Below are 21,136 nucleotides of genomic sequence, written 5' to 3'. Positions count from 1 at the left end.
GCCGATTAGGTGACGGTGATTCCAGCTCAACTGTGTGGCAGTCATATGCATGCGCCGCGATCTTGTTGGACCTGAAACGGTGCAGTGGGGGCCATCGGACAGACTTCGTGGACCCAACGTGCACAAGATGAATCTGCGACGGCGCGGTGTGGCAAGTGCCGCCCCATGGACGGCATTCGGCGCTGAGTGATTGCTTTCACGAGCCGCGACCTAATGCGGACCAGGTACTAGGGGCGCAAACCAACCAGGCAGGTACTCGTAATATCCGTATGGGGCCTTATCGCCCTCAGCGACGTGGATGACGTCGCGCACATCAATCGGCTGCTGCGGCGGAGGCCATGGCTGCTCAACGCCGTAAGCCCGACGAGGGTCAGGCGCGAAGATCCCCGGCGCCAATTCCTTCGTACCGTAGGGTCCCAGCAAGTGCGGGTCTTGCCGGGTAATCGTGGCGTTATCCAGTGGATACTTCGCCGGCGCGGGACCCGACATCGACAGCCCGTCATCGTCGGGATACCACAAGCCTGGCCCGATCTGCTTAGTCCCGTACGGGGCCAATTCTCCTGGCCCAACAGCGATGATTTTGGTGACATCGATCCAGTAGCGCGGATCTTTACCGTGTGGCGGCTCACCGGTTGCCGGAGAGGCCGGCGGCGGGTCCTGGCCGAAGCCGGTTGCTTGGATGCGGCTGCCGGGTTGGTAGTCGAGGGCGCGGATTTGTCCGGCCAGGGTGCTTGATTGTTGTTCGGTGGTGTTGAGCACGGTGTTGGCCGCCGAGACTTGGGTGCGCAGGCCTTGGAGCAGGGTGCGTTGTGCGGCGGGGGAGCGGGCGCCGGGTGCGGCTTGAGTCAGGGCGCGGGTTTGCTCGGTGATCGTGTCGAGTTGGCGGGCGCCGACCTGGTTGAGTAGTGCGGCGCTGCCCAAGCTTTGGTGCAGGCTGGCGTCGGTGTGTCCGTTGCTGGTCAGTCGTGTGGTGGCGTCGTGGACAAAGCCCCGGTGTGCATCGACGAGGTCGCCGGACATCACCGAGGCGCGGGCTCCTGCGCCGCTGACTATTTGGGCGGCCGATTCCAGGGTGGGCTCACCGGGGGTCGGGGGCTGCGGTGAAGAGCCGAACAATCCGCGGGCACGCTGCACCACCGCCACCGCTTGGGCGGCTACCTGCTCAATCGACACTCCAGCATTATCGCCCCCGCGTTACTACGTCAAAGTCGCTTTTGTGAAGGCGAGCAGTTGCCGGCCACCACGCGGCCTCGCGTCCCAATCGCCGAAACGCGGCGTTCGTTCAGCGCGCGGCGATGATGCTCGGAATCACCGGCGCAGGTGCGACACCGCCTACCGGCGAACCATTGACGAATGTGAATTGGCCGCCACAGCCGCCAGGCATGTAGTACTGCACCGTGGGGTTGGCCGCCGAGAGCGTCGCGATCTGCGGCAGTGACATCGGTTGCCATGGGCCAATTTTCGGCGGCGGGTTAATGCCCGCCAGCCCGCCAGTGCTCACACCCCCGAGCTCGCCGGTGATCTCATTAGGGCCCTTCGGCGCCCAGATGTCACCGCCGAGATTGACCCGACTAAACCGTTGGGAGTCGTAGGTGTATTGCAACCACTGCTGCTGCTGGCCTCCGACGGTGCGGGTATAGCCGGTGTAGTCCACGCCGGAGATGCGGAACTTATATTGTTCCTCGAGGTACGCCATTGGTGGCGCGTTGTCGTCGGCCCACGTTTTGCCTCCGGTCACATAAAATCCTGTTGGCCCGCCGGCAGGCATGTCCGCCAGGGGGCGGTGACCAGTCCACGGCGGGGGCGGATTCTTACCCACGTACGGCGGTGGGATGACATCTTGCCAATACCCGAACCGCTCATCACCGACGAACGGATTTCGCGGGTCGATCGCGGGCTGGGGCTGATCAGGGGAGGTGCTGGCAGGGGATTCAGGGAGGGGGCCTTGGCCGAAGCCGGTTGCTTGGATGCGGCTGCCGGGTTGGTAGTCGAGGGCGCGGATTTGTCCGGCCAGGGTGCTTGATTGTTGTTCGGTGGTGTTGAGCACGGTGTTGGCCGCCGAGACTTGGGTGCGCAGGCCTTGGAGCAGGGTGCGTTGTGCGGCGGGGGAGCGGGCGCCGGGTGCGGCTTGAGTCAGGGCGCGGGTTTGCTCGGTGATCGTGTCGAGTTGGCGGGCGCCGACCTGGTTGAGTAGTGCGGCGCTGCCCAAGCTTTGGTGCAGGCTGGCGTCGGTGTGTCCGTTGCTGGTCAGTCGTGTGGTGGCGTCGTGGACAAAGCCCCGGTGTGCATCGACGAGGTCGCCGGACATCACCGAGGCGCGGGCTCCTGCGCCGCTGACTATTTGGGCGGCCGATTCCAGGGTGGGCTCACCGGGGGTCGGGGGCTGCGGTGAAGAGCCGAACAATCCGCGGGCACGCTGCACCACCGCCACCGCTTGGGCGGCTACCTGCTCAATCGACACACTTGCATTATCACCCGCCCCCCACAGGTGGCTAACGCCAATTGTTAGCGGAGCCCAGGCGACGGTGCCCTAATGGCACGAACGCTGTTTTCAGGCCGTTCGACGCAACCGTAGAACGTCGTGTTCGACGCAGCCCACGCGGGCGGCGGCCTCAGCGACCGATAGCGCCGGGTTAAGCAGGACCTGCAACTCATCAGCAGTGAATGTCGGTTCGACGTCCCAGGGCGCCTCATCCCACCCGGTTTCACTGAAGCCAAAAAATAGTTCGTCGCGCATCACTATCCTCACGAAAGGTGGAGTAAGGGAGAATATTTCAGTGCCGAGGCATAAAGGAACGAATGCCGGCTCTCTGGGGCTCCGTCGCCCTGTCGGGATGACTACCTGTGTCGATAGTACCGGCGCCCCACTCAGATCGCAGGCTTCCCACCGAGGCGCGACCGGATCGATGCCTTCTCTTAACCCAGCGCTACCGCCGCATTCACGGGTTGCGTTTGGTGGATGAGGCCGGCTCTATCCCGGCGGCGATAGACGGCGGGGCCACTTCGATCACGGCTGATTCCTCGTCAACGACGCGCAGATCACCGCGAAGCGGTACAGATACCGGTCCAACGTGGTGTTCTGGTTCGATACCGCCGCCCAATCCGCGGTCAACAAGATAGCAACGCTGAATCTCTACGCCGCCTCCGGGCTATCAGCACATGCAGTCCCGCTATTGCACGGAACGGTCCTCATCACTGGAATCAATCCCGCCGGAGATCCAATCGGTCTCTCGAGACAACAATTAGCCTTCCTGCAAACCGGGCCGGCGCCGAGCTGGTGGGCACGATTCATCTTGCAAACCCGCGCACAGCGCTCCCAACGCCGCCGACCCACCAACAACCGGTAATCCCACTGCGCGTTGACAGTTCAGGTGGTGGGTTCCGTTTCGACCCGCGCACCAACATAGGTGGGCCATCTCGCCTGCCCGCAAGTACGGCAGCGGCTGAGATTACTGATCTGATGTCGGCCTTGGTGGTGGAAGCGCGTTCCTGAAACCTTCCCAGCCGGCACGGTCCGCGCCGGCGCGGCTAGTCTTGACGCGCCGGCGCAGCGCACGGCGATCGACTCTATAGCGCCAATCGAGCAGCCATTGATCAAGGCCTCGGCTCGGGTGTGACGCGACTTGGGAGATCTGTTGTCGTGTCAGGCCAGCCAGCTCGCCGTTCTCATCATGCGATGTTAGGACGACGCGGCCGCGCAAGAGCGGAACGGTGCGCGCCGTCAACCGAGTCGCGGCCAGCAGCAGTTCGGTGGCCGGCCGGTTCACGTCCTGAGACGTCAACCCCACGGGGTGAAACCAGAAATCTAGATGGCCGAAACGACTTGTTGTGGAGAGGCTTTCGACACGTCCGGCACCCAGGTAACCTGCGATGTCATCTTGGGATGTCACCTCAACCAAACCTAATCCTTCCGGATGAAGGTATTGGTGCCCCGGGTTAAGAAAGATCGCGATCGACATCGCCCTGTCCGTGTGCCAATCCTCTCATCTCTGACTACCTGCCAGGGCAGGCACGTAGAGACCTCTATGGTGTCGCGGATCATCGCGACCGTCAGGCAGTCGGAAGAGGTTGGCATATGCCGCCTTGTTCTGCCGCGTACCGTTGTGCCTCGTCGGTCTCGGCCGCAGTGAAAGCCCGCACCGCGGCGGGCTTTCCGGGAACTCGGACAAGCCAGCTCTGTCAACGCTTTCTGAAAGTTAACCCCGAAACGAATCCCGAGAATTGACCCCTCGATGGTTAGTGGGCGGGGTCGCGGTGAGCTTCGTAGACGATCCAGCTGTGTCCGAGGATGTGGTCGCGTCCAACTCGTTGCATGCCGAGCTTGGTTAAAACGCGTTGCGAGGCGTGATGGCTTGGGTCGACGATGGCCAGTATGCGTTCAGTTCGGTTAGTCAGTGCCCACGCCAAGCAGGCTGACGCGGATTCGGCGGCATAGCCGTGGCCCCAATATGCGCGGGCGAAATGAAAGCCCAACTCAAGGTCTTGGCGCCCGGGCAGGAATTGCAGTCCGCAGTCACCGATGAGCTGACCGTTGTGGGACAGGGTGACCGCCCATTTGCTGACGCCGTGACGTTCGTGATGATCAATGAGGTCTGCGACTCGTTGGCGAGTGCCGTCGTGGTCGCGCACGCCGCCAGGAATGAACCGTGTCGCTTCGGGATCCGAGTACACGGCGTGCATGGCTTCGAGGTCATTTCGCCGAAGGGGGCGGATCGTCAGACGCTCGGTGCGGATCGGCAATCCAACCGCGGGGACCGATGATGCACGATCGGTACTCATGACCTCGCTCCTGTGGGACCAGCACCTGTGTCTGCCACTGCATACTGACAGCGACGTCGCCCCGTTGACCCGCTACCAGCGTCACGGCGGCGCCTTCGTGTCAGTCAACGCAGGATATTCGCCGCACAGCCTCAACGACACGCTGGCGCTGTTGCAGCATTACCGTTGCGCGGTCGACGCGCACCCGGACCTCGAGCTGGCGGCCACCGTCGGCGACGTCGCAGCGATCACCGGTGCTGGCCGCATCGCCGTGGTCTTCGACCTCGAAGACTCCCGCCCTCTCGACGACGACCTTGCCAACCTCACCGTTCTCGCCGACCTTGGGGTGCGCACGCTGCTACCCACCTACAACCACGCCAACCGTGCCGGCAGTGGCTGTCTGGACGTCGCCGATAATGGTCTTACTGAGTGGGGGCGTTCGATCATCGGCGAGATGAACACCGTTGGCATCGTTCCCGACGGTTCGCACTGCAGTGCCCGCACCGGACTAGACATGTGCGAGATCTCGACCGGCCCAGTCATTTACAGTCACTCGTGCATGCGCGCGGTCTGGGATCATCCCCGCAATATCAGCGATGACCAAGCCCGCGCCTGCGCGGCCACCGGCGGCGTCATCGGAATCACCGGCGTCGGCATCTTCCTGGGGCCCAACACCCCGACCCTGGAGGCAATGACTCGGCATCTGGAATACGCCGTCGATCTGGTCGGCATCGAGCACGTGGGGATCAGCAGCGACTTCTCCGTTGACTACGCCGACTTCATTGCCGAACTCACCCGCAATCCGCACATGTTCGACGACAGCTACACGCGTTGGGGACCGATCCAGTGGATGGCTCCCGAGACACTACTGACACTCGGCGAACACCTCAGCCAACGCGGATGGACCGCTACGGGCATCAATGCCGTCGTGGGCGGCAACTTCCATCGTGTAGCCCAATGCGCATGGCGCACCTAAAGGTTGATAGTCAGTTATCGGCGGTGCGGTTTTCTTTGGTGAGCAGTTGGCGCTGTTGGTGCGTGCGGTAGGAGTCTCCGGTGAGGGTCAACACTTCGGCGTGATGCACCAAGCGGTCAATCATCGCCGCGGCGACCACGTCGTCGGAGAAGGTCTCTCCCCAACGTCCAAACGGAAGATTTGAGGTCACCATGATCGAGCCCTGCTCATAGCGCGACGCCACCAGCTGGAAGAACAGGTTGGCCGCGTCCTGGTCGAATGGGATGTAGCCGACCTCGTCAATGATGATCAACTTGTAGCGGCGGATCTTCTTCAGCTCGGCCTCCAGCCGGTTGGCGTGATGCGCAGCTGAGAGGCGGGCGGGCCCAAGATGACGCGCCAGCCTTCGGGTTGCCCGCGTAAGCATTGTTTCCGGCCGCAAGCACGGCGGCCCGGCGGGGCGGTACTCGATTGCGACCCCTCCGGCACCGCATGCGCGTTGCCAACGTCATGAGTGCTGTTTAACATGTGTTTAATAGCTGTGACTTCGGTAGCAGCCACTCGAATCATCTGAAGGTATCCGTCATGTTGCACCTACTACCCAAATTCCACTCACTACCCGCTCCCCTGGCTGCGGTGGCACATCGTCACTGGCCTGGTCCAGCATTCATTACGGCAATCGGGCACATTCACATCCGGCTGCCTGAGCCGCGCCCGAGTTACCCGACGCATGAGGCCAGCTATTTCGAGGCGGGGGAAATGTCTCGCCTGATGGACCACCTTTGATGCGCCAGCACACCGCGTAAATCAAACTGCCCCACTACCCGTTGCTTTCTAACTGCGTTGCCGCGAATCGCCAACAGGGCCGCCAGAGCGGCCGACGATGGCACCGGTGAGGACCCCAGCGGTCCTGGTCGCGCACGAGGTGGCCGGTTGGCCACAGCGGACCGTGGGAACCGTATGCCGCGCAGGGGGATTGGCGTGCCGGAACGGTGGTGTTGGCCGCCGGCTGCCACCGCGCCCGTGTCTGGTGATCAACTCGAAGCCAGGCACCCCTACCCAAACTTCTGGAAAGGTGTCGTGCGGCGCTCCCAAGGCGAGTGATACCTTTTCGGCACCGTTAACTCGTTCAAGGAATAATGTTGCTTTGCAACGCCTTCGCGGCAGCGGCACTGCTCGGTGGCTGCCGGGGCTTGATTGGCCACGACGCGTGCAGCGGCAGTAAACCAACGCAGCGTTACTTCAGTTCTTGTCTTCGCAGGAAGACCGGTGGTTGGGTGCTCAGATCGACACCGCCGTCGACGGGCAGGGTTTCATGCAAGTTCACGGGTCGACCTTGCTGGGTTGCGTGGGCGCGGTAGTGCAGGACACCAGTGACGTGAACCCTCAGGGTGTTGGCGTCGAGGTCGTAATGCATGTTGTCGGTGGTCTCAAGAGAGTCCAGGTTCAAACTGTCGTTGTCGATGGCGTTGGGGCCGGTGGTGACGACTTGCCGACACCCTTCAGGGGGGCAACACCCTTCTGGCGGAGCGGCCCCGGCATAGCAGTAGTGCGCTCGTCTATCGACCGTCTCTAGTGATACTTGACGGCCGACGTCGTTGAGCGCGATCGCCGGTGTGATGGTGGGCGGGTCGGCCGCCGTCAGTGCCTCGAGCAGCAGTGGTGTCGTGTCTGCGGTGATGTCGATGTAGCGATTCGACGAGGAGACATGTGGTGTTCCGGGGAACACCGAGATTGTGCTGGCCCCATTGGTGAGCGCGCCGGCGACGACGAGGGCTTTCATCGCGGCCGCGGAGTTCGGCGGTGCGGTGATTGTGACCGCGATGGTGGTGGTGTCCAGCTTCCACTGACCGTCCTTTTTGTGGACGGTGATCACCGCTTGGGAGGGGGTGAGCCCGAAGCGAGCCGACAGCACGACGCGTTGGGTATCCGGCGAGGCGTCCGGATTCCGTGCCGCGTCGTTAGTCGCGGTGATCGCGCTGATCGGCGTCGCCGAGAGCTCGTCGACGAGTGCCTTGTCGGTCAAAAGTTGCGGGGTAGCCGGTTGTTGGCCGCTCAGCGACACAGCGGTCTGGGCATCTCCGGTGGCTAGCGCCTCCAAATAGTGCTGGCCCACCAGGCGCGCGGCCTCGCGGTCTTGCGCGGCGCGCTGGGCCGCGTCGGGACCGCTGAATTTGGCTACCGCGAAGATGCCGCCGCCAACCACCAGGGCCACCACCGCCAGTGCCGAAACTGCTGATACCACAAGCCGTTTGCGGGAGCGCCGCGGTATAGGTGCTCTGTGTGGTGGCGGGGTGGGGTAGCGGGGGGCCGTCGGTGGTGGGAAGGCGGGGTGTGGGCCAGGCCAGGGTGGGGGAGTGGTGGGCGCGAAGGGGGGTGGGGGAGTCGGGGCGGCCAGGGGCGCTGAGGTGGGCAGGGGCAATGCGCCTGGGGCCGGGGTTGGGGCGGGGCTTTGGAGCTGGCTGGTCAGGGCGGCGGCGAAGTCGCTGCATCGGGGGAAGCGTTGGGTGGGGTCTTTGGCCATGGCGTGGACGAACACCACGTCGGTGATGGCCATGTCCGGGCGGGTGTTTCCGGGGCGCGGAGGTGGCGAGGTCAAATGCGCGTGGATCACTGAGATGGGATCTGTATCGGAAAAGGGTGGGACGCCGGTCAGCAAGTGGTAGGCCGTGGCGGCCAGAGCGTATTGGTCGGCACGGCCATCGAGTGTGGCGCCGCGCAGTAGTTCGGGTGCGGCGTAGGTGAAGGTTCCCAACGTTTTGACGGTGTCGGTCATCAGGCTGGCCGTCACGTCGTTGTCGTCGGCGGGCCGAGCGATACCGAAGTCGCTCAATAAGATTCGGGGAGTGCTGCCGTCATCGGGGTGGCTGATCATGATGTTGGCGGGTTTGACGTCGCGGTGCAGCAGGCCGAGCTGATGAGCGTGATCCAACGCCGCGCCGACGGCGCTGACCACGGCGAGCACCTCGGCCGGCGGCAGGCCCAGGCCCTGGCGTTGCGTGAGGACCGTATGAAGATTGGGGCCGTTGACGTAGTCCATGGCGATCCAGAGCTGGCCGTTGAATTCGCCCCGGTCGTGGACCGCCACGATGTGGGGATGCCACAGCTGCGACGCACGATCGGCCTCACGGATGAATCGTTTCTGGAAATTAGGGTCGGCCGACAGATCCGCGCGTAGCACCTTGAGGGCCTCCAGCCGCGGCAACCGGGGGTGGCGCGCCAAATACACCTCGCCCATCTCCCCGGCACCCAAAAGCCGCACCACCGTGTAACCGGCAAACGAGGCACCTTCGCTCAACGGCATCGGGGCTCACCTTCCTCAGTTCACGCTCGACTGTTTAGCGATGGATGGGGGTGGACCCATACATCGGGGGATCTTTGGTCAAATCGACTGTGCCGCTAGCTTTGTAGATCACCCTGCTGGTGGTTGGTGAGTGAGCGTTGTACACGACGCTGCCTGATACGGTCACCAACATGGTGTTGGGATCGAAGCTAAACCGGGTGTCGGAGAAATCACCGGCACCGATCACCGATACCTTGGTGTCACCGGTGTCCAGGGTGTTGCACTCCGGTGGCGGGGCGACACCTTGGTAGCAGTAATGCTGCCAGTTGTCGATGGACGTTTTGGAGGCTTGCAGGCCAGCATCGTTGAGGGTAGCTACAGGTTGGATGCTGGGGTGGGTGGCGTTGGCGCCCAAAGCATTCAGCAGTACCGGGGGCGCCTGGGCGGTGATGTCGATGAAGCGGTTCGACGAGGAGACGGCAAGGGCGCCTGGGAAAACCGAGACCGGGGTTGTTCCGTTCGTTGCGATTCCGAACAGTGCGACTGCCTTGAACGAGGCACTGCTGGTGCCTGGCGTTCCGATGTCGACAGGCACGGTAGCGGTGTCGAGTTTCCAGTCGTTGCCGTGGCGGTGCAATGCAATACGAGTCTGCGACGAGGTCGGCCCGAAGCGGGCGGACAAAATCACGTACTGGACGCTGGCCGGGTCATCGCCGGAGGCCGAAGGAGCTGCGGTGACCGTAATGTCGGTGATCGGTGTTGACGCCAATTGGGTGCGCAGGGCGTCGGCGCTGACCCACTGTGCTGTGGCCGAGGCGGTGGCGCCCAACGACAAAGCCGTGTCGGCGTCCCCCCGCGAGAGCGCCTCGAGATAGTGCTGCGCGGCCAGCCCGGCAGCCTCTTGAGCAGATGTCGTGCCCGGTGGCGCGGAGGTCTGAGCGCCGTGCGGCAGGACGAAATACGCGAGCACGCCGGCGGCAGCGAGCACCGCGGCCGCCGCGGCCGCGGCCCGTAGCCACCGGCGCCGTCGTGCCGGCCGCGGTGGTGCGCCTTCATGATGCGGGTTGGGCGGCGTCGGCGGCCATCCCGGGCCTGGATGCGGTCGCCCAGCTGGCTGTGGTGGCGCAGTGAACGCGGCGGCGACCGGCTCAGACGACGGTGGAGTCCGATCAGGCCGCGTCGTCGTCCACGGCCGGGTCTCGCCGGCCGGCTGGCCGCCTGCTTGAGCCGCCGCGTTGTGTGAAGACGGCGCCAAGCGGAGTTGATCGGCCAACGCCGCCGCGAATTCGCTGCACCGTTGGAAGCGCTGCCGCGGATCTTTCGCCAGAGCCCGGGCAAACACGGCATCGGTGATGGCCAGGTCGGGACGCACGGCTCCAGGAAGTGGCGGTGGCGCGGTCAGATGGGAGCTAATCACTGCCACCGCAGGCAGATTGGCAAACATCTTGGTACCGGTCAACAGGTAGTAGGCGGTAGCCGCCAACGCGTATTGGTCCGCCCGGCCATCCAGTGCCCCACCCATCAGCTGTTCGGGTGCGCAGTAGTTCACGGTTCCCACCGCCATGTTGGTCGCGGTCAGGCCGCTCGCATCGTCGATCGGGCGCGCGATACCGAAGTCGCTCAACAAGATTCGCCACTCTCCGGCGTCATCGGCCCGGCTGACCATAATATTGGCGGGCTTAACGTCACGGTGCAGCAGCCCGCGGTGATGAGCGTGATCTAACGCGTCGCTCACCGCGGCGACCACCGCCACGACGGCCTCGACCGGCATTCCGGACGCATAGTTCGCACTGACCACCGCGCCCAAATCGGCGCCATCAACATAGTCCATGGTGATCCACAACTGGCCGTCAAACTCACCGCGGTCATGCACCCCCACGATGTGGGGATGCCACAATCCCGAAGCCAACTCGGCCTCCCGGTTAAAACGCTGTTGGAAATCGGGGTCGGCCGAGTACTCAGTGTGCAACACCTTGAGCGCCTCCAGCCGCGGGAAACGGGGGTGGCGGGCCAAGTACACCTCGCCCATCCCTCCGCTACCCAGCAACCGCACCAGCGTGTAGCCGGCGAACTGTGCACCCTCACTCAGCGGCATCGATACCCCGATACGTCTCCCAGCCCTCGCGGGGCTGATCAAGGCAAGACGTGACACCAACCTCCTGAATTACGTTGTCGCCCAGCAGATTTGGCTGCGCATCGTCGACAGAATGCGCCACGCTCACCGTCCCTTCCCAGACAGACAGGCCTTGGCGATCTGTGGCAAATCTCTTCACACTCACTGGTGGTCTCTCCTCCATGGCGTTAGGTGCCTGACCGTTCGACGTGGCGGCGCCGCCGCCCACCACGCGGATTACGGGCAGCCGTCCAGCGCTTGTGGAAAGCCCGCACGGATGCCCTTGTGTAGAGGCGGCCAATGGCCGCATGCACGACGGGTGCGGGAAAGTCCGGGTCGTCGGCGAGTTGTCCGACGCGCTGGCGGGAGACACCGAACTCACCAGCGATCTCGGTGATTCCAATGAGGTCAAGGTTCAACGGCGGCGGGTGCTCAGCGTCCGCAACGAAATCGGCAGTGCTCTGCACCAGCAATCGGATGGGCGCCGCAAGACCGGTAGCCGCGGCCGCGGCGCTCAAACCCACACCGGTGGCCTCCGCCAGGGTCGAGGCCTCCACCGCCAGCGTGATCTGCAACCGATTGCTACCAGCGTCGTAGCTGACTTCGGCCCTACCAAGGGCCTCGGCCAGTGCCGCGGTATCTGCAGCTGACAGCGCTGCGGCAGCGTACGTGAGCTGAGTCGTCCAGGTCATCACACACCAGCCCCCTTGTCCGGCGCGCACCGCGCCTGCGGGGCCCGAGGACATAGTGAGCCACAACTATTGACAGACGCAAGGGTCTACAAACCATTAGACAACCCCTATCGCCCTCATGTGCTACTATGTAGCACATGAGGGCGATAGGGGTTCGCGAGCTTCGGCAGAACGCCAGCAAGTACCTTGAGGACGTCGCAGCGGGGGAGTCGATCGAGATAACTGACCGCGGCCGCCCGGTCGCGCGTCTCGTGCCCGTTACAGGGGATCCATGGCAAGACCTCGTCAACTCCGGCGAGGTTGTGTTGGCGGCTCGTCCTTTGAAGGCCGACGACCTTGAGCCGCAGAGTTACCCGCACAGTCCCACTGAGGCTCTAGAACAACTACGGCACGATGAACGCTAGCCAGATGCGAATCTATTTGGACACGTCCGCGTTGGTGAAACTCGTTGTCGTCGAGGCGGAATCGGTAGCGCTGCAAAACTTCCTCGCTGAGCAACGCCACGACACCCTGTTCTCAGCAGCCCTGGCGCGCACTGAACTGATACGGGCAGTCTTCCCGAACGGGCCCCAAGCCATTGGTCACGCACGCGACCTCCTGCACGGCTTGGACATCATCACGCTGAGCCGACAGTTACTCGACGACGCAGGCACGTTGCAGCCACTAACCCTTCGCAGTCTCGACGCCATTCACCTCGTTGCCGCACAGCGTGCCGGCGACACCCTACGTACGGTGATCACCTATGACGCCCGGATGCTCGCAGCGGCAGCCGAATTGGGGATCCCCACCGCAGCACCAGGCTAGCTCTCTGACCTTCACACGCGGCCTAGAAGAATCGTAAGACTCCAAACTGCCGAAATCCGCTGCCGGCCAACTCAATCCTCGCAATGGCGTTCGTAATCCCAGCGTTCCAACCATGCGGAGAGGTGGTGGACTCCGATGCTGACCACGATCAGCACAACGCCTTCTGCGACCATCAGAAGCTCGTTCACAGTCGGTCCATCTCACGGGCCGTCGCCGCCTGCTCGAAGTAGCTGGTCCTGCGTGGCGGGTACCGGCGGCGCGGCTCACGCTCGACGCTGACGCTCCGCACCAACCGCTGCCAGAGGGTGACACGCCCAGGGCGCGGGGTGGTGAGGGGCTGGAGTGCCCCGAGGGCAGCCGCGGTTGCGAACGTGACCTGGCGTTCGGTGATGAGCACAGGTTCCGGTGCCACTTTGGTGAGGTTGTGTGCTTGCGCGGCGCCTGATGTTGCGACCGCCGCATGGCTGGGTTGCGTGGCTGCAGCGGTATCACGATGTAGCACCACTGTTTTCGGGATGGCTAGCATTTCGATCACCTGAGAGGGATTCGCGCCCGGCGGGTCCGGCCGTCAATAAAAATCTACGAAGTGACCGGCGTCGTGCGCATGCGTAATGGACTACCTGTTCTGCCGCGAAGAACCCGCGCTACGGCCGGCGAGTGCCGTCAGGTCTCGGCAGTCCACTGGCTGGCCGGCGGTTCGTCGAGCTTCTGGAACCACGCCAGGTGATAGTTCGCCGACGTCGCATCGCCGGCCACGCTGCTTTCGGTGGCGGCCAACAACAGGCAGTTGAGCAACAGCGCGGGCACCACATCCGGATACTGGCTCAGCAGCTGATAACGGGCCGTGTCGAGATGAACGCGCAGCAGGTCGGCTTCCTCTTCTACGACACCCGTTCCCGCAGTCGCGGCTTTGGCCAGGGTGTGCACTAACCGCGGCAGTCCGTCGCGCCAGTGCGTGACTCGACCCAGTTCCCATGAGATATCCTCGACCGCCGGCAGTTCGCGGGCCTGCACCGACGATTCGGTCGCGGCGAAGTCGGTCGCCCGGCCGACCCGATCGCCGGGCGTGTAGGTGGCGGTCCGGATCGCCTCACCGAGCAGTGCCGAGGCTTTGCCGGTCTGGCGCCCGGGCGCCAACAATCGCACGCCCACCGGAAGCGTGATTCCGGGCGGAATCCACCCGTGGGCAAGATCGGTGACCAACAGCGTCGTGCCGTCCGCGAGATCGCCGACTGCCCAGTTCAGCCCGGGGTCTTGCCGGACGACGAACGCTAACAGCCGGTGCAATCGTTCGGAATCGGATTCGGCGTTGACTGCGGCCGCCGGGGCTTCCACGAGTTCCGGTTCCGGTTCCGGCTCCGGTTCGCGCTCGGGCTCGGGCTCGGGTTCCGGCTCGGGCTCCGGTTCGCTGACGGCCACCGGCTCGGGCTCGGGCTCGCTGACAGCCTCCGGCTCGGGTTCCGGCTCGGGCTCGGGCTCCGGTTCGCTGACGGCCACCGGCTCGGGCTCCGGCTCGTTGACGGCCTCCGGCTCGCTGACAGCCACCGGCTCGGGTTCCGGTTCCCGGACTTCCGGTTGCACCGGGATAGCGACGTCCACCGTGGCATCCTCGGAAGGAGCTCGATGCCGGCCCCCGGAAGAATCGAGGTCGTCGTCCGCGGAGATCTCGGTTGCCGGCTCTTCAGCAACGGGCTCGGCGGTGACAGGCTCGGCGGTGACGACCGGTATGACTTGCGTCTGGTCGAGCGTCCGATCACTGACGACGGGCTCTGTAGCCGGGACCACCGGGATGACTTGGGTTTCGTCGATCGCCGGCGCAACCACATCGGGTTCCGCCGCCGGGACCGCGGGGATGACTTGCGTCTTTTCCAGGTCGGCCGTGCTGAAACGTCGCGCGACCTGTGCGGTTTGGCGTCGCGCGCGTACCTGAGCCTTCATCATCTCCAGCTGGCGAATCGTCGATTCGACGCGCCGAACGGCACGCGCACGGGCTTCGTCGATCACGCGAGCCTCTGCCGCGCGCCAGCCCACATCGGTGAGTCCCGCTCGCTTGACCATCCCCAGCTGTTTGTTGGCGCTGCCGGTGATTCGTTGCAGGTCTTTCTCGAGATACTCTGCGAGCGTGGCGGTTTCGTCTGTCACCGTCGACAGTTCGGCAGGCCAAAGCCCACCGATCACCCACGGGGAGCAATCGACAGGAGAGCTGAAGGCCGGCATCGACAATGATTCCCGGGTAGCTCTCCGGAGGCGCTGGCGCGCCGTCTTTCGACCGAAGATCGCCACCGGATCAGACTACCGATATATGCCGAACGCTCTTTACCAAAGGTGAATTGTGCGGGTGGGAGCGCCTGGCGGGTGACGTCTTGCGACCGAGTTATGGCGAAAAGGCAGCGCCCGCACGTACATTGATTTCTTCTGATACGCCGTTCTGTGCGCGAGGCACCTGCGATACCATCGAGACGTCCCGACGGGTGCATGTCTGGCTCCACGTAGTACTGCCGCCGCCCCCGCGGCTGGGCTGTTTGCGGTACTGCCGGCACGTTCTTCTGAGGGATGGGATGGCCGAACCGAAAGTAGTACGCCACTCGCAAGTGTCGCGACCGCCACGCGCGGCGGCCGGATGCTTGCAACACCTGAGGCCTGGCTTAGGCCAGTAGTGCGCGCCTCGGCGCGCTAAGGCGAATACTGCCGGCTCCAGGCGGGGGAGGGGCTTGTGGTGTCTCACGCGCACACCACAAGCGCGGTGAGCGGCCGCAACGCGGCCGGCGTTCCTGCTGCACAAGGTGGTGCCAATGGATGTCGTGATCGGTGTCGATGCACACAAGGCCACCCACACCTTCGTCGGTGTCGACAGCGTCGGCCGAAAGCTGGCAGAAATTACCGTGGCGGCAACCACCGACGGGCACCTCGAGGCACTGAGCTGGGCCCGCGACACTTTCAGGGGCGACTTGGTCTGGGGGGTGGAGGATTGCCGCAACCTCAGCACGCGACTAGAAAACGACTTACTCCACGCAGGACAACATGTCGTGCGTGTGCCACCCCAACTAATGGCCCGCACCCGTGCCTCGGCCCGCACCCGGGGCAAGTCGGACCCCATTGATGCCCTGGCCGTGGCGCGCGCGGTGCTGCGCGAACCGGACCTGCCCGTGGCCAGCCACGACGACACCTCGCGGGAATTGAAGCTGCTCGTCGATCGCCGCGAGCACCTGGTCCAGTACCGGCGCGCGACCATGAATCGGTTGATGTGGCGCGTGCACGAACTCGACCCACCCCACGCCAGCAAACGGATGAGGCTCGACCACGAGCTTCCACGTCAAGCGCTGCGGAGCTGGCTGGCCACCCAGCCCGGCTTGCTCGCGGAGCTGGCCTACGACGAGTTGACCGACATCGCCAGGCTCACCGACGAAATCGACGCCCTGGAACGCCGTATCGCCGTGCGCGTGCGCGCCGCGGCGCCCTCACTTTTGACGCTGTTTGGCTGCGCCGAACTCACCGCCGCCAAACTCATCGGAGAAACCGCCGGCGTGCACCGGTTCCGCAGCGAAGCCGCCTACGCCCGCCACGCCGGCCTCGCCCCCATCCCACACACCTCGGGAGGCAGCCAAGTGCGGCTGCGCGGTAGCCGCTGCGGCAACCGTCAACTCAACGCCGCGCTGTTCCGCATCGCCTTCACCCAACTGCGGGGCGGCTCCGGCGCCGACTACTACCGTCGGCGCCGCGACGCCGGTGACACACACGCCAAAGCCCTGCGGTGCCTGGAACGCAAAATTGTGCGCAAGGTTTATACGCACCTGCGTACCGATGAAGCCAACAGACACCAATCCCAGCCCGCCCCATGGCATTTCGAAGAACTCGAGCGGCTCAACGACCAGTGGTCACGCGCGCTGGCCACCCTGGGGGACCGATGACGCGCAAGCGGCATAGGTCCTCCCGCGACCTTCAGTCGCGGGAGGAGGTCAACAGCGGAGCGTCCTCCTCGGGGCGGGGGGCATCTTCCTCGGCGGCGGCCTTGGCGAGGTCGTAATTTAGTGGGGTAGCTTGGCGGCGATCGCGTTCGCGATCGTCACCATCTTGTCGGTGACCATGGCGGGGCCTTGTGCAGCGACGTCAATGACGACATTGGAGCGTGAGGTGATTGCGCGTACGTTGGTCTGTTCACCCTTGCCTTCCGGGTGGATGACGAGTGTTGAGATATCGGAAATTGTCGGATATCCCACTGTGTACCAATCGGTTCGGGTGTTCGGCGGCGGCCCGGTGGGCCCGGTGTCGCTGAAATGGGCGTCGGCGCAGTGCTGCCAGGCCAGTGTCACGCGCGCGACGAATAGGGTGGCTGCATCAGCGGTGGGAAACGCGACCACTCCTTGGTCGACGGAATGGGTATGCCGGTCGCCGGGCTCGCGCAACCCGTGTCCGAGCGCTCCGGTGTAGCCAGAGCCGTCGTAGGCGGTCCACATGGTGTTCCAGACTGCTTCGGCACAGCTCGGATCTGAGAAGGTCTCGCTGGCATCGGCCGGGGTGATTGTCGAATAGGTGTGGAAGGTCGCCAGCGGGCCGGCGCCGACGATGTCGCTGATGTGTTCGTCCGACAGCAGCAGTTTGTCGAGATCTGTCGGGGCCACGGTCGGGGCCGCACTGTCTCGAGCCGACAGCGCGCGCGGCTGTCCGCTAAGGACGTGTGAACACGCCCACGTCATGATCACGCAAGCCAGTGCGAAGGCGGCGACACCCCGATAGCTCTGGCGGCACGGTGAAATCATCTATGCCACCTTACTTTCGCTGCCAGCGCCGCGGCGCAACGGGAATATGCGAAACTCGGCGAATTGGGACCCGAATGCATCATCAGCCAGTACCGGATTGTGCGCAGCGTCACCGAGGTCTTGGGTCGCTGTGCGCCTAAGCAGCGAAGCGTATGCCACATTGGCTGGCGTCGACTCAGTCGGAGCGGTGAGCAGGCGTGAGGCGAGGGCATCTGTTTGTTGCGGCGCGGAAACTCCTGGCTTTGGCCGGGCGCGGAAGTGCCGCTTCTCCTTTCGCTGTGTTGTCGGTGTAAGGGGTCTAGGTTGTCAGTCGGCCGATTGGCGAGGCAGCGCTCCAGTGCCCTGCTGATGTGTGCGCCAACAGGTCGGCACAGTGGATCAGCACCTGCGAGCCCGTGGCCGCTGAGATGTTCGCTGGCGCGTGCGATGGCGGGGCGGTCGGCGCGCTGCGCCGTGGTGGAGTCGGTGAAAGTGGCTTCTAGGGCGGCGATTTCGCGGTCGGCGGGATTTGGGGCCGGCAGCCACGTGACGTCGCGGCCTGGGGTGGATCCTCGTTTGACGAGGCCTTGGCGTTCACGAGCGCAGACGCGGTAGATCTGTTCCTGGATGGGAGGGCAGTACTCGGCGGTGCCGGCGACGGGTACCGCTGGGGCGTGACCGCGCAGGTGTGCTGTGGTCAGGGGGCGTTGCGCACTGCGTAATTGGGCGAGCAGATCGTCGCGCAGGATGCGGGTGGCCGCGCTGGTGCTAGGCACTGGCTCGCTCCGTGAGGGCTGGGGATGCCACGGGCGCGTGGCGGGTGGCCGCTGCTGCGTGGCGGCGGCGTTGTTCGCGTTGGGTGGCGGCGAAGTGCACGGCCTGGCGAATCTGCAGGGACCGGCGCTGCCATTCCGCAGGCTGGCGCTGGTAGCGGTCGATCACTTCCTGCAGACGCGCGCGGGCCTGTTGGAGAGCGTCGGCATTTCGGGAGCCGGGTAGCGGGACTGATGCCCACACGCCGTCGGTGACGCCCAGTTTCAGAGCGCGCTGGGCGCAGCTGACGATGATGGGGCAGTTGGTGCAGATGGCGGCGGCCTCTCGTTCGCCGCTATAGGCGCTGAACCACTTGTGCGGTCCTCGTACTCGCACAGGCCAGTGTCTGCTTTTAAGGGCCGGATGTTTGTCACAGCAATATCCGTTTGGGTCAGCGAATTTCGCGGTCGTGAAAACGTGCCCCACCGGCCCACAGGCCGGCCGCGAAGAGACCCAGCGCACTAAGAAGGCTGATCACGTAAGCGGCGATCTCCACCCAGATGGAGTGAGCGTGAGACAGGTGGGTCATCACGTCGGCAAGGCCGTCGTCGATGAAGCCCACAGCATGATCACGGCAAGCAGTACGCCCCAAACGCGGCGGCGATCGGCCGGGGTGGCTCTATTTATCCTCTTGAGGAGAAACCAGACCACCGCCACGGATATAGCGAGGGTGGTCAGGGCGAATGACCACCATGCCCACAGGGGGGCCGCCGTGGTTGGGGCTGCGGACGGAAACATCGAGTTAATACCGCTGCGTCCGGCGATGTAGAGCGGTGAGAGAAAGACCAGTGTTCGCCAATTAAGCATCCTTTGCCAGCGGTTGGCGGTCTCGGCGACGCGCATCGCTGGGCCGCTCATGCCGCACGCCCTGCAATGGAGGCTGCAATCTTGGCGGCCTGGTCGGTCGGAGCGTCACTGCATGCCCGAACGTCGATCACGACGTTGTTGTGCGCGGTCAACGCGCGCTGACATCCCCAACCAGCCAGACCCTCATAGGTGAAACGCGCTGTGAGCGTGCCGTTTTGGTTGTCTACGCGGTCGACTGTGAACGTGTAGCGTTCGTGGCTGGTGGTGTCGGTGACGGTCGCAGCTACGCCCATGCACCTTTGCCACTTGGCGCCCTGCTGGGAAGCGAAATCGGTTGCGGCTTGCGCCGAGGCGAAGCTGATCACCGCTTGGCTCACGGAGTGCGTCCAGTTCTCACCGGGCTCGCGAAGCATCTGAGTTTGCACTGCAATCCAGCCGCTGCCTTGGTAGTTCGCCAATTCGGCCGGGTGATAGGTCCCGAGGCAGTCAGGCCGATCGATATCGGCGGTCCACATTTTGTCGGGCGCCGGATCGGGCACGAGCACCATCGCGCTGGTGCCCATGATCGCGTTGATGGCCGCCGGATCTGGTAGCAGGCCGGTCAGCGCGTTGACCGCGATGGTGGGGGCGGGCGAGGGCGGTGGCAGGCTTGGTGATGCCGGTGCCGTGGTGGTGTCGCTGCCTTGGGGTGCGGGCTGTGACGGCGTTGATCCCGTGACGATCACGGCCACTACTGCGCACATCGCCACGGCGGCGGCGGCGACGCCGACGATCGCGTACGTGCGTGATGTGCGCCGCGGCCGCCCGGGCGGCGGGTAGGCGCCCGGCGCCCACTGAGCGGGCCACGGAGGAGCGGAAGACGAGGGCGGCGTCCAGCCGGTGAACGGCGCGGGTGCCCCGACCGGGTGTGCGGTGAAGGCCGGCCGGCGCTCGTCCGTGCGCTGGGGTGCCCACGGCGAAGGCTGCCACGGCGAGGGCGATGCAGCTGCCGAGGCGTAGGGGTATCCGACTCCGCGCTGATGCAGATCTGACATGGGATGCAACCTCCGGTCGTGTTGGCGCACGGCGTGACGGCGTGCCCGGGCTGTTCAGGGGTGGGGGCTTAGCTCGACTGGCCAAGGCGCTGCGAGATCTGCGCCGCGAGGGTCGCGGCCGTATCGCCGGGGTTCTCGCTGCAGGTCGTTATGTCGATGACGACGTTGCGTTTGGCGGTAAGGGCGCGCTGGCATAGCGTGCTGCTGTTCTGCAGGGCGGTGCTCGCGGTGAGGGTGTCGCCGCGCTGGGCGACGTCCCTGACGGTCCACGTCATCGGCTTGTCGTTCTTGGGGGTCAACACAATTGGGTTCGCGCGGCAACCCTGCCAGGTGCCTGCTTGCTGGTTGACGAACGCTGTGGCCGCGGATTGCGTCGAGAACGTCGTCACCCCGTTGAAGACGGTGTGCACCAGGTTTTTATTTTGATCGCGCAGGGCCTGCACGAGCGTGGTGCGCGGCGCGAAACGGGAGTAGGCCACGCTGGATACGGGCACGACGAGACCTGCGCACTCGGGCGGGTTGGGTTGGTCGTTGAACATGCCCGACCCAGACAGCCTGTCGATGGCCTCAAGCCGTACTCCACCCATGACCTGGCCGACGGTAGCGACGTCGGGAAGCAGTGTGGGCAGAGTCTCATCGTCGACGAGCGAGCCGGTATTTCCTGGCGCCGGCGCCGCAACGGTGGTCTGCGGCGCGAGAGACGACGTGACCGGAGGGGCGGGGACCGGGACACCGCTAGCTGCGGTGGTGGCCGATCCGTTGTGGTCGGCCAAGCCCGCCATCGCGACGGTCGCGGTGATGACGGTGGCCACCGTGGCAACCCCCGCCGCGCCAACCAGCCACCACTGCGTCTTGCGCTTGGCGGCGTTGACCGGCGGCATCGGCCAGCCACTGGGGCCGGGCCAGGTGTTCGGTGGGCCCCAGGGGCCGGCGGCAGGCGGCACGATCGCCGGTATGGGGCGGCTAAAAGCGGGCGGCGCGGCGGGCGATCCCCATAGCTGGCCGGGGCGACCTGCGGTGCTGATGCCCGGGTGGGGGGCAAAAGCTGGGGCTGCCGGCTCGCACGGTCGTTGATAGGGCGTGCCGTATCCGGGGTAGCCGCGGTGCTGGTGCGAAGGGATGGTCTGAGTCATGGTCTGGA

At 64.7% G+C, this 21,136-nt stretch carries 19 protein-coding genes and 3 pseudogenes; 5 read left to right on the top strand and 17 right to left on the bottom strand.

Annotated elements, in window-relative coordinates:
- Window positions 1–210: 210 nt before the first annotated feature.
- The 5 genes from AAHS21_RS29115 to AAHS21_RS29095 all read right to left on the bottom strand — a co-directional run bounded on the left by AAHS21_RS29115 (window position 211) and on the right by AAHS21_RS29095 (window position 4,779).
- Complete coding sequence (locus AAHS21_RS29115) at window positions 211–1,173, bottom strand: DUF4226 domain-containing protein (protein ID WP_330981119.1); 963 nt, start codon at window positions 1,171–1,173, stop codon at window positions 211–213.
- A gap of 109 nt (window positions 1,174–1,282) precedes the next feature.
- Window positions 1,283–2,461 carry a hypothetical protein gene (locus AAHS21_RS29110; RefSeq protein ID WP_330981118.1) on the bottom strand — a complete coding sequence of 393 codons (1,179 nt, stop codon included), beginning with the start codon at window positions 2,459–2,461 and terminating at the stop codon, window positions 1,283–1,285.
- A 90-nt stretch (window positions 2,462–2,551) separates the two neighbouring features.
- A complete protein-coding gene (locus AAHS21_RS29105) occupies window positions 2,552–2,737 on the bottom strand; it encodes a hypothetical protein (RefSeq protein WP_330981117.1) in 186 nt (61 codons plus the stop codon).
- 712 nt (window positions 2,738–3,449) lie between these two features.
- Window positions 3,450–3,959 carry a hypothetical protein gene (locus AAHS21_RS29100; RefSeq protein ID WP_330981116.1) on the bottom strand — a complete coding sequence of 170 codons (510 nt, stop codon included), beginning with the start codon at window positions 3,957–3,959 and terminating at the stop codon, window positions 3,450–3,452.
- 277 nt (window positions 3,960–4,236) lie between these two features.
- Window positions 4,237–4,779 carry a GNAT family N-acetyltransferase gene (locus AAHS21_RS29095; RefSeq protein WP_330981115.1) on the bottom strand — a complete coding sequence of 181 codons (543 nt, stop codon included), beginning with the start codon at window positions 4,777–4,779 and terminating at the stop codon, window positions 4,237–4,239.
- Here AAHS21_RS29095 and AAHS21_RS29090 point away from each other — a divergent pair.
- Window positions 4,778–5,734 carry a membrane dipeptidase gene (locus tag AAHS21_RS29090; RefSeq protein ID WP_330981114.1) on the top strand — a complete coding sequence of 319 codons (957 nt, stop codon included), beginning with the start codon at window positions 4,778–4,780 and terminating at the stop codon, window positions 5,732–5,734. The genes AAHS21_RS29095 and AAHS21_RS29090 overlap by 2 nt on opposite strands.
- Window positions 5,735–5,744: 10 nt before the next feature.
- Here the strand turns inward: AAHS21_RS29090 and AAHS21_RS29085 are convergent.
- The 4 genes and pseudogenes from AAHS21_RS29085 to AAHS21_RS29070 all read right to left on the bottom strand — a co-directional run.
- Window positions 5,745–6,092 (bottom strand): annotated as a pseudogene (locus tag AAHS21_RS29085) (ATP-binding protein); the annotation flags it as partial.
- An 858-nt stretch (window positions 6,093–6,950) separates the two neighbouring features.
- Entirely contained in the window at window positions 6,951–9,017 is a 2,067-nt protein-coding gene (locus AAHS21_RS29080; RefSeq protein ID WP_330981113.1) for a serine/threonine-protein kinase, read from the bottom strand.
- 34 nt (window positions 9,018–9,051) lie between these two features.
- Complete coding sequence (locus tag AAHS21_RS29075) at window positions 9,052–11,091, bottom strand: serine/threonine-protein kinase (RefSeq protein WP_330981112.1); 2,040 nt, start codon at window positions 11,089–11,091, stop codon at window positions 9,052–9,054.
- A gap of 206 nt (window positions 11,092–11,297) precedes the next feature.
- The gene (locus AAHS21_RS29070; RefSeq protein WP_330981111.1) at window positions 11,298–11,801 is read right to left on the bottom strand and encodes a hypothetical protein; all 504 of its coding nucleotides are present in this window, start codon (window positions 11,799–11,801) and stop codon (window positions 11,298–11,300) included.
- A gap of 137 nt (window positions 11,802–11,938) precedes the next feature.
- On the opposite strand from AAHS21_RS29070, the gene AAHS21_RS29065 reads away from it, so the two are divergent.
- Together AAHS21_RS29065 and AAHS21_RS29060 are read left to right on the top strand one after the other, a co-directional pair.
- A complete protein-coding gene (locus tag AAHS21_RS29065) occupies window positions 11,939–12,205 on the top strand; it encodes a type II toxin-antitoxin system prevent-host-death family antitoxin (RefSeq protein WP_061559440.1) in 267 nt (88 codons plus the stop codon).
- A 4-nt stretch (window positions 12,206–12,209) separates the two neighbouring features.
- A complete protein-coding gene (locus AAHS21_RS29060; protein ID WP_330981110.1) occupies window positions 12,210–12,605 on the top strand; it encodes a type II toxin-antitoxin system VapC family toxin in 396 nt (131 codons plus the stop codon).
- 184 nt (window positions 12,606–12,789) lie between these two features.
- Here the strand turns inward: AAHS21_RS29060 and AAHS21_RS29055 are convergent, their stop codons facing one another.
- The 3 genes and pseudogenes from AAHS21_RS29055 to AAHS21_RS29045 all read right to left on the bottom strand — a co-directional run.
- Entirely contained in the window at window positions 12,790–13,017 is a 228-nt protein-coding gene (locus AAHS21_RS29055; protein WP_330981109.1) for a hypothetical protein, read from the bottom strand.
- A gap of 251 nt (window positions 13,018–13,268) precedes the next feature.
- A complete protein-coding gene (locus AAHS21_RS29050) occupies window positions 13,269–14,543 on the bottom strand; it encodes a DUF5631 domain-containing protein (protein ID WP_330981225.1) in 1,275 nt (424 codons plus the stop codon).
- Between the two features lie 6 nt (window positions 14,544–14,549).
- Window positions 14,550–14,888, bottom strand: a pseudogene (locus tag AAHS21_RS29045) (hypothetical protein); the annotation flags it as partial.
- 509 nt (window positions 14,889–15,397) lie between these two features.
- On the opposite strand from AAHS21_RS29045, the gene AAHS21_RS29040 reads away from it, so the two are divergent.
- Window positions 15,398–16,513 carry an IS110 family transposase gene (locus tag AAHS21_RS29040; RefSeq protein WP_330981108.1) on the top strand — a complete coding sequence of 372 codons (1,116 nt, stop codon included), beginning with the start codon at window positions 15,398–15,400 and terminating at the stop codon, window positions 16,511–16,513.
- A gap of 117 nt (window positions 16,514–16,630) precedes the next feature.
- On the opposite strand, the gene AAHS21_RS29035 is transcribed toward AAHS21_RS29040, so the two are convergent.
- Window positions 16,631–17,362, bottom strand: coding sequence for a sensor domain-containing protein (locus tag AAHS21_RS29035; RefSeq protein WP_330981107.1), 732 nt, complete (start codon window positions 17,360–17,362; stop codon window positions 16,631–16,633).
- 792 nt (window positions 17,363–18,154) lie between these two features.
- Between AAHS21_RS29035 and AAHS21_RS29030 the strand changes: the two genes are divergently transcribed.
- Window positions 18,155–18,340 (top strand): hypothetical protein, encoded by a 186-nt coding sequence (locus AAHS21_RS29030; RefSeq protein WP_330981231.1) that lies wholly within the window; start codon window positions 18,155–18,157, stop codon window positions 18,338–18,340.
- 63 nt (window positions 18,341–18,403) lie between these two features.
- On the opposite strand, the pseudogene AAHS21_RS29025 reads toward AAHS21_RS29030, so the two are convergent.
- The 4 genes and pseudogenes from AAHS21_RS29025 to AAHS21_RS29010 form a co-directional block, all read right to left on the bottom strand.
- A pseudogene (locus tag AAHS21_RS29025) lies at window positions 18,404–18,490 on the bottom strand (hypothetical protein); the annotation flags it as partial.
- Window positions 18,491–18,545: 55 nt separating this feature from the next.
- Window positions 18,546–18,716 carry a hypothetical protein gene (locus AAHS21_RS29020; protein WP_330981106.1) on the bottom strand — a complete coding sequence of 57 codons (171 nt, stop codon included), beginning with the start codon at window positions 18,714–18,716 and terminating at the stop codon, window positions 18,546–18,548.
- Between the two features lie 292 nt (window positions 18,717–19,008).
- Window positions 19,009–19,995: a sensor domain-containing protein gene (locus AAHS21_RS29015; RefSeq protein ID WP_330981105.1), complete on the bottom strand. Its 987-nt coding sequence runs from the start codon at window positions 19,993–19,995 to the stop codon at window positions 19,009–19,011.
- 68 nt (window positions 19,996–20,063) lie between these two features.
- Window positions 20,064–21,128, bottom strand: a complete 1,065-nt coding sequence (locus AAHS21_RS29010) for a sensor domain-containing protein (protein WP_330981104.1) — start codon at window positions 21,126–21,128, stop codon at window positions 20,064–20,066.
- Between the last annotated feature and the right edge of the window lie 8 nt (window positions 21,129–21,136).

Source organism: Mycobacterium sp. 050272 (genome assembly GCF_039023525.1).
Taxonomy (GTDB): Bacteria; Actinomycetota; Actinomycetes; order Mycobacteriales; family Mycobacteriaceae; genus Mycobacterium.
Note: the sequence above shows the minus strand (reverse complement) of the source record. Positions and strands in the feature narration are given on the sequence as shown.

What these genes read in the sequence shown, in the direction of transcription:
- AAHS21_RS29105 (WP_330981117.1), bottom strand. Translation starts at nt 2,737, where the DNA reads ATGCGCGACGAACTATTTTTTGGCTTCAGTGAAACCGGGTGGGATGAG.
- AAHS21_RS29100 (WP_330981116.1), bottom strand. Translation starts at nt 3,959, where the DNA reads ATGTCGATCGCGATCTTTCTTAACCCGGGGCACCAATACCTTCATCCG.
- AAHS21_RS29090 (WP_330981114.1), top strand. Translation starts at nt 4,778, where the DNA reads ATGACCTCGCTCCTGTGGGACCAGCACCTGTGTCTGCCACTGCATACT.
- AAHS21_RS29095 (WP_330981115.1), bottom strand. Translation starts at nt 4,779, where the DNA reads ATGAGTACCGATCGTGCATCATCGGTCCCCGCGGTTGGATTGCCGATC.
- AAHS21_RS29080 (WP_330981113.1), bottom strand. Translation starts at nt 9,017, where the DNA reads ATGCCGTTGAGCGAAGGTGCCTCGTTTGCCGGTTACACGGTGGTGCGG.
- AAHS21_RS29075 (WP_330981112.1), bottom strand. Translation starts at nt 11,091, where the DNA reads ATGCCGCTGAGTGAGGGTGCACAGTTCGCCGGCTACACGCTGGTGCGG.
- AAHS21_RS29070 (WP_330981111.1), bottom strand. Translation starts at nt 11,801, where the DNA reads ATGACCTGGACGACTCAGCTCACGTACGCTGCCGCAGCGCTGTCAGCT.
- AAHS21_RS29065 (WP_061559440.1), top strand. Translation starts at nt 11,939, where the DNA reads ATGAGGGCGATAGGGGTTCGCGAGCTTCGGCAGAACGCCAGCAAGTAC.
- AAHS21_RS29060 (WP_330981110.1), top strand. Translation starts at nt 12,210, where the DNA reads ATGCGAATCTATTTGGACACGTCCGCGTTGGTGAAACTCGTTGTCGTC.
- AAHS21_RS29050 (WP_330981225.1), bottom strand. Translation starts at nt 14,543, where the DNA reads ATGAAGGCTCAGGTACGCGCGCGACGCCAAACCGCACAGGTCGCGCGA.
- AAHS21_RS29040 (WP_330981108.1), top strand. Translation starts at nt 15,398, where the DNA reads ATGGATGTCGTGATCGGTGTCGATGCACACAAGGCCACCCACACCTTC.
- AAHS21_RS29035 (WP_330981107.1), bottom strand. Translation starts at nt 17,362, where the DNA reads ATGATTTCACCGTGCCGCCAGAGCTATCGGGGTGTCGCCGCCTTCGCA.
- AAHS21_RS29015 (WP_330981105.1), bottom strand. Translation starts at nt 19,995, where the DNA reads ATGTCAGATCTGCATCAGCGCGGAGTCGGATACCCCTACGCCTCGGCA.
- AAHS21_RS29010 (WP_330981104.1), bottom strand. Translation starts at nt 21,128, where the DNA reads ATGACTCAGACCATCCCTTCGCACCAGCACCGCGGCTACCCCGGATAC.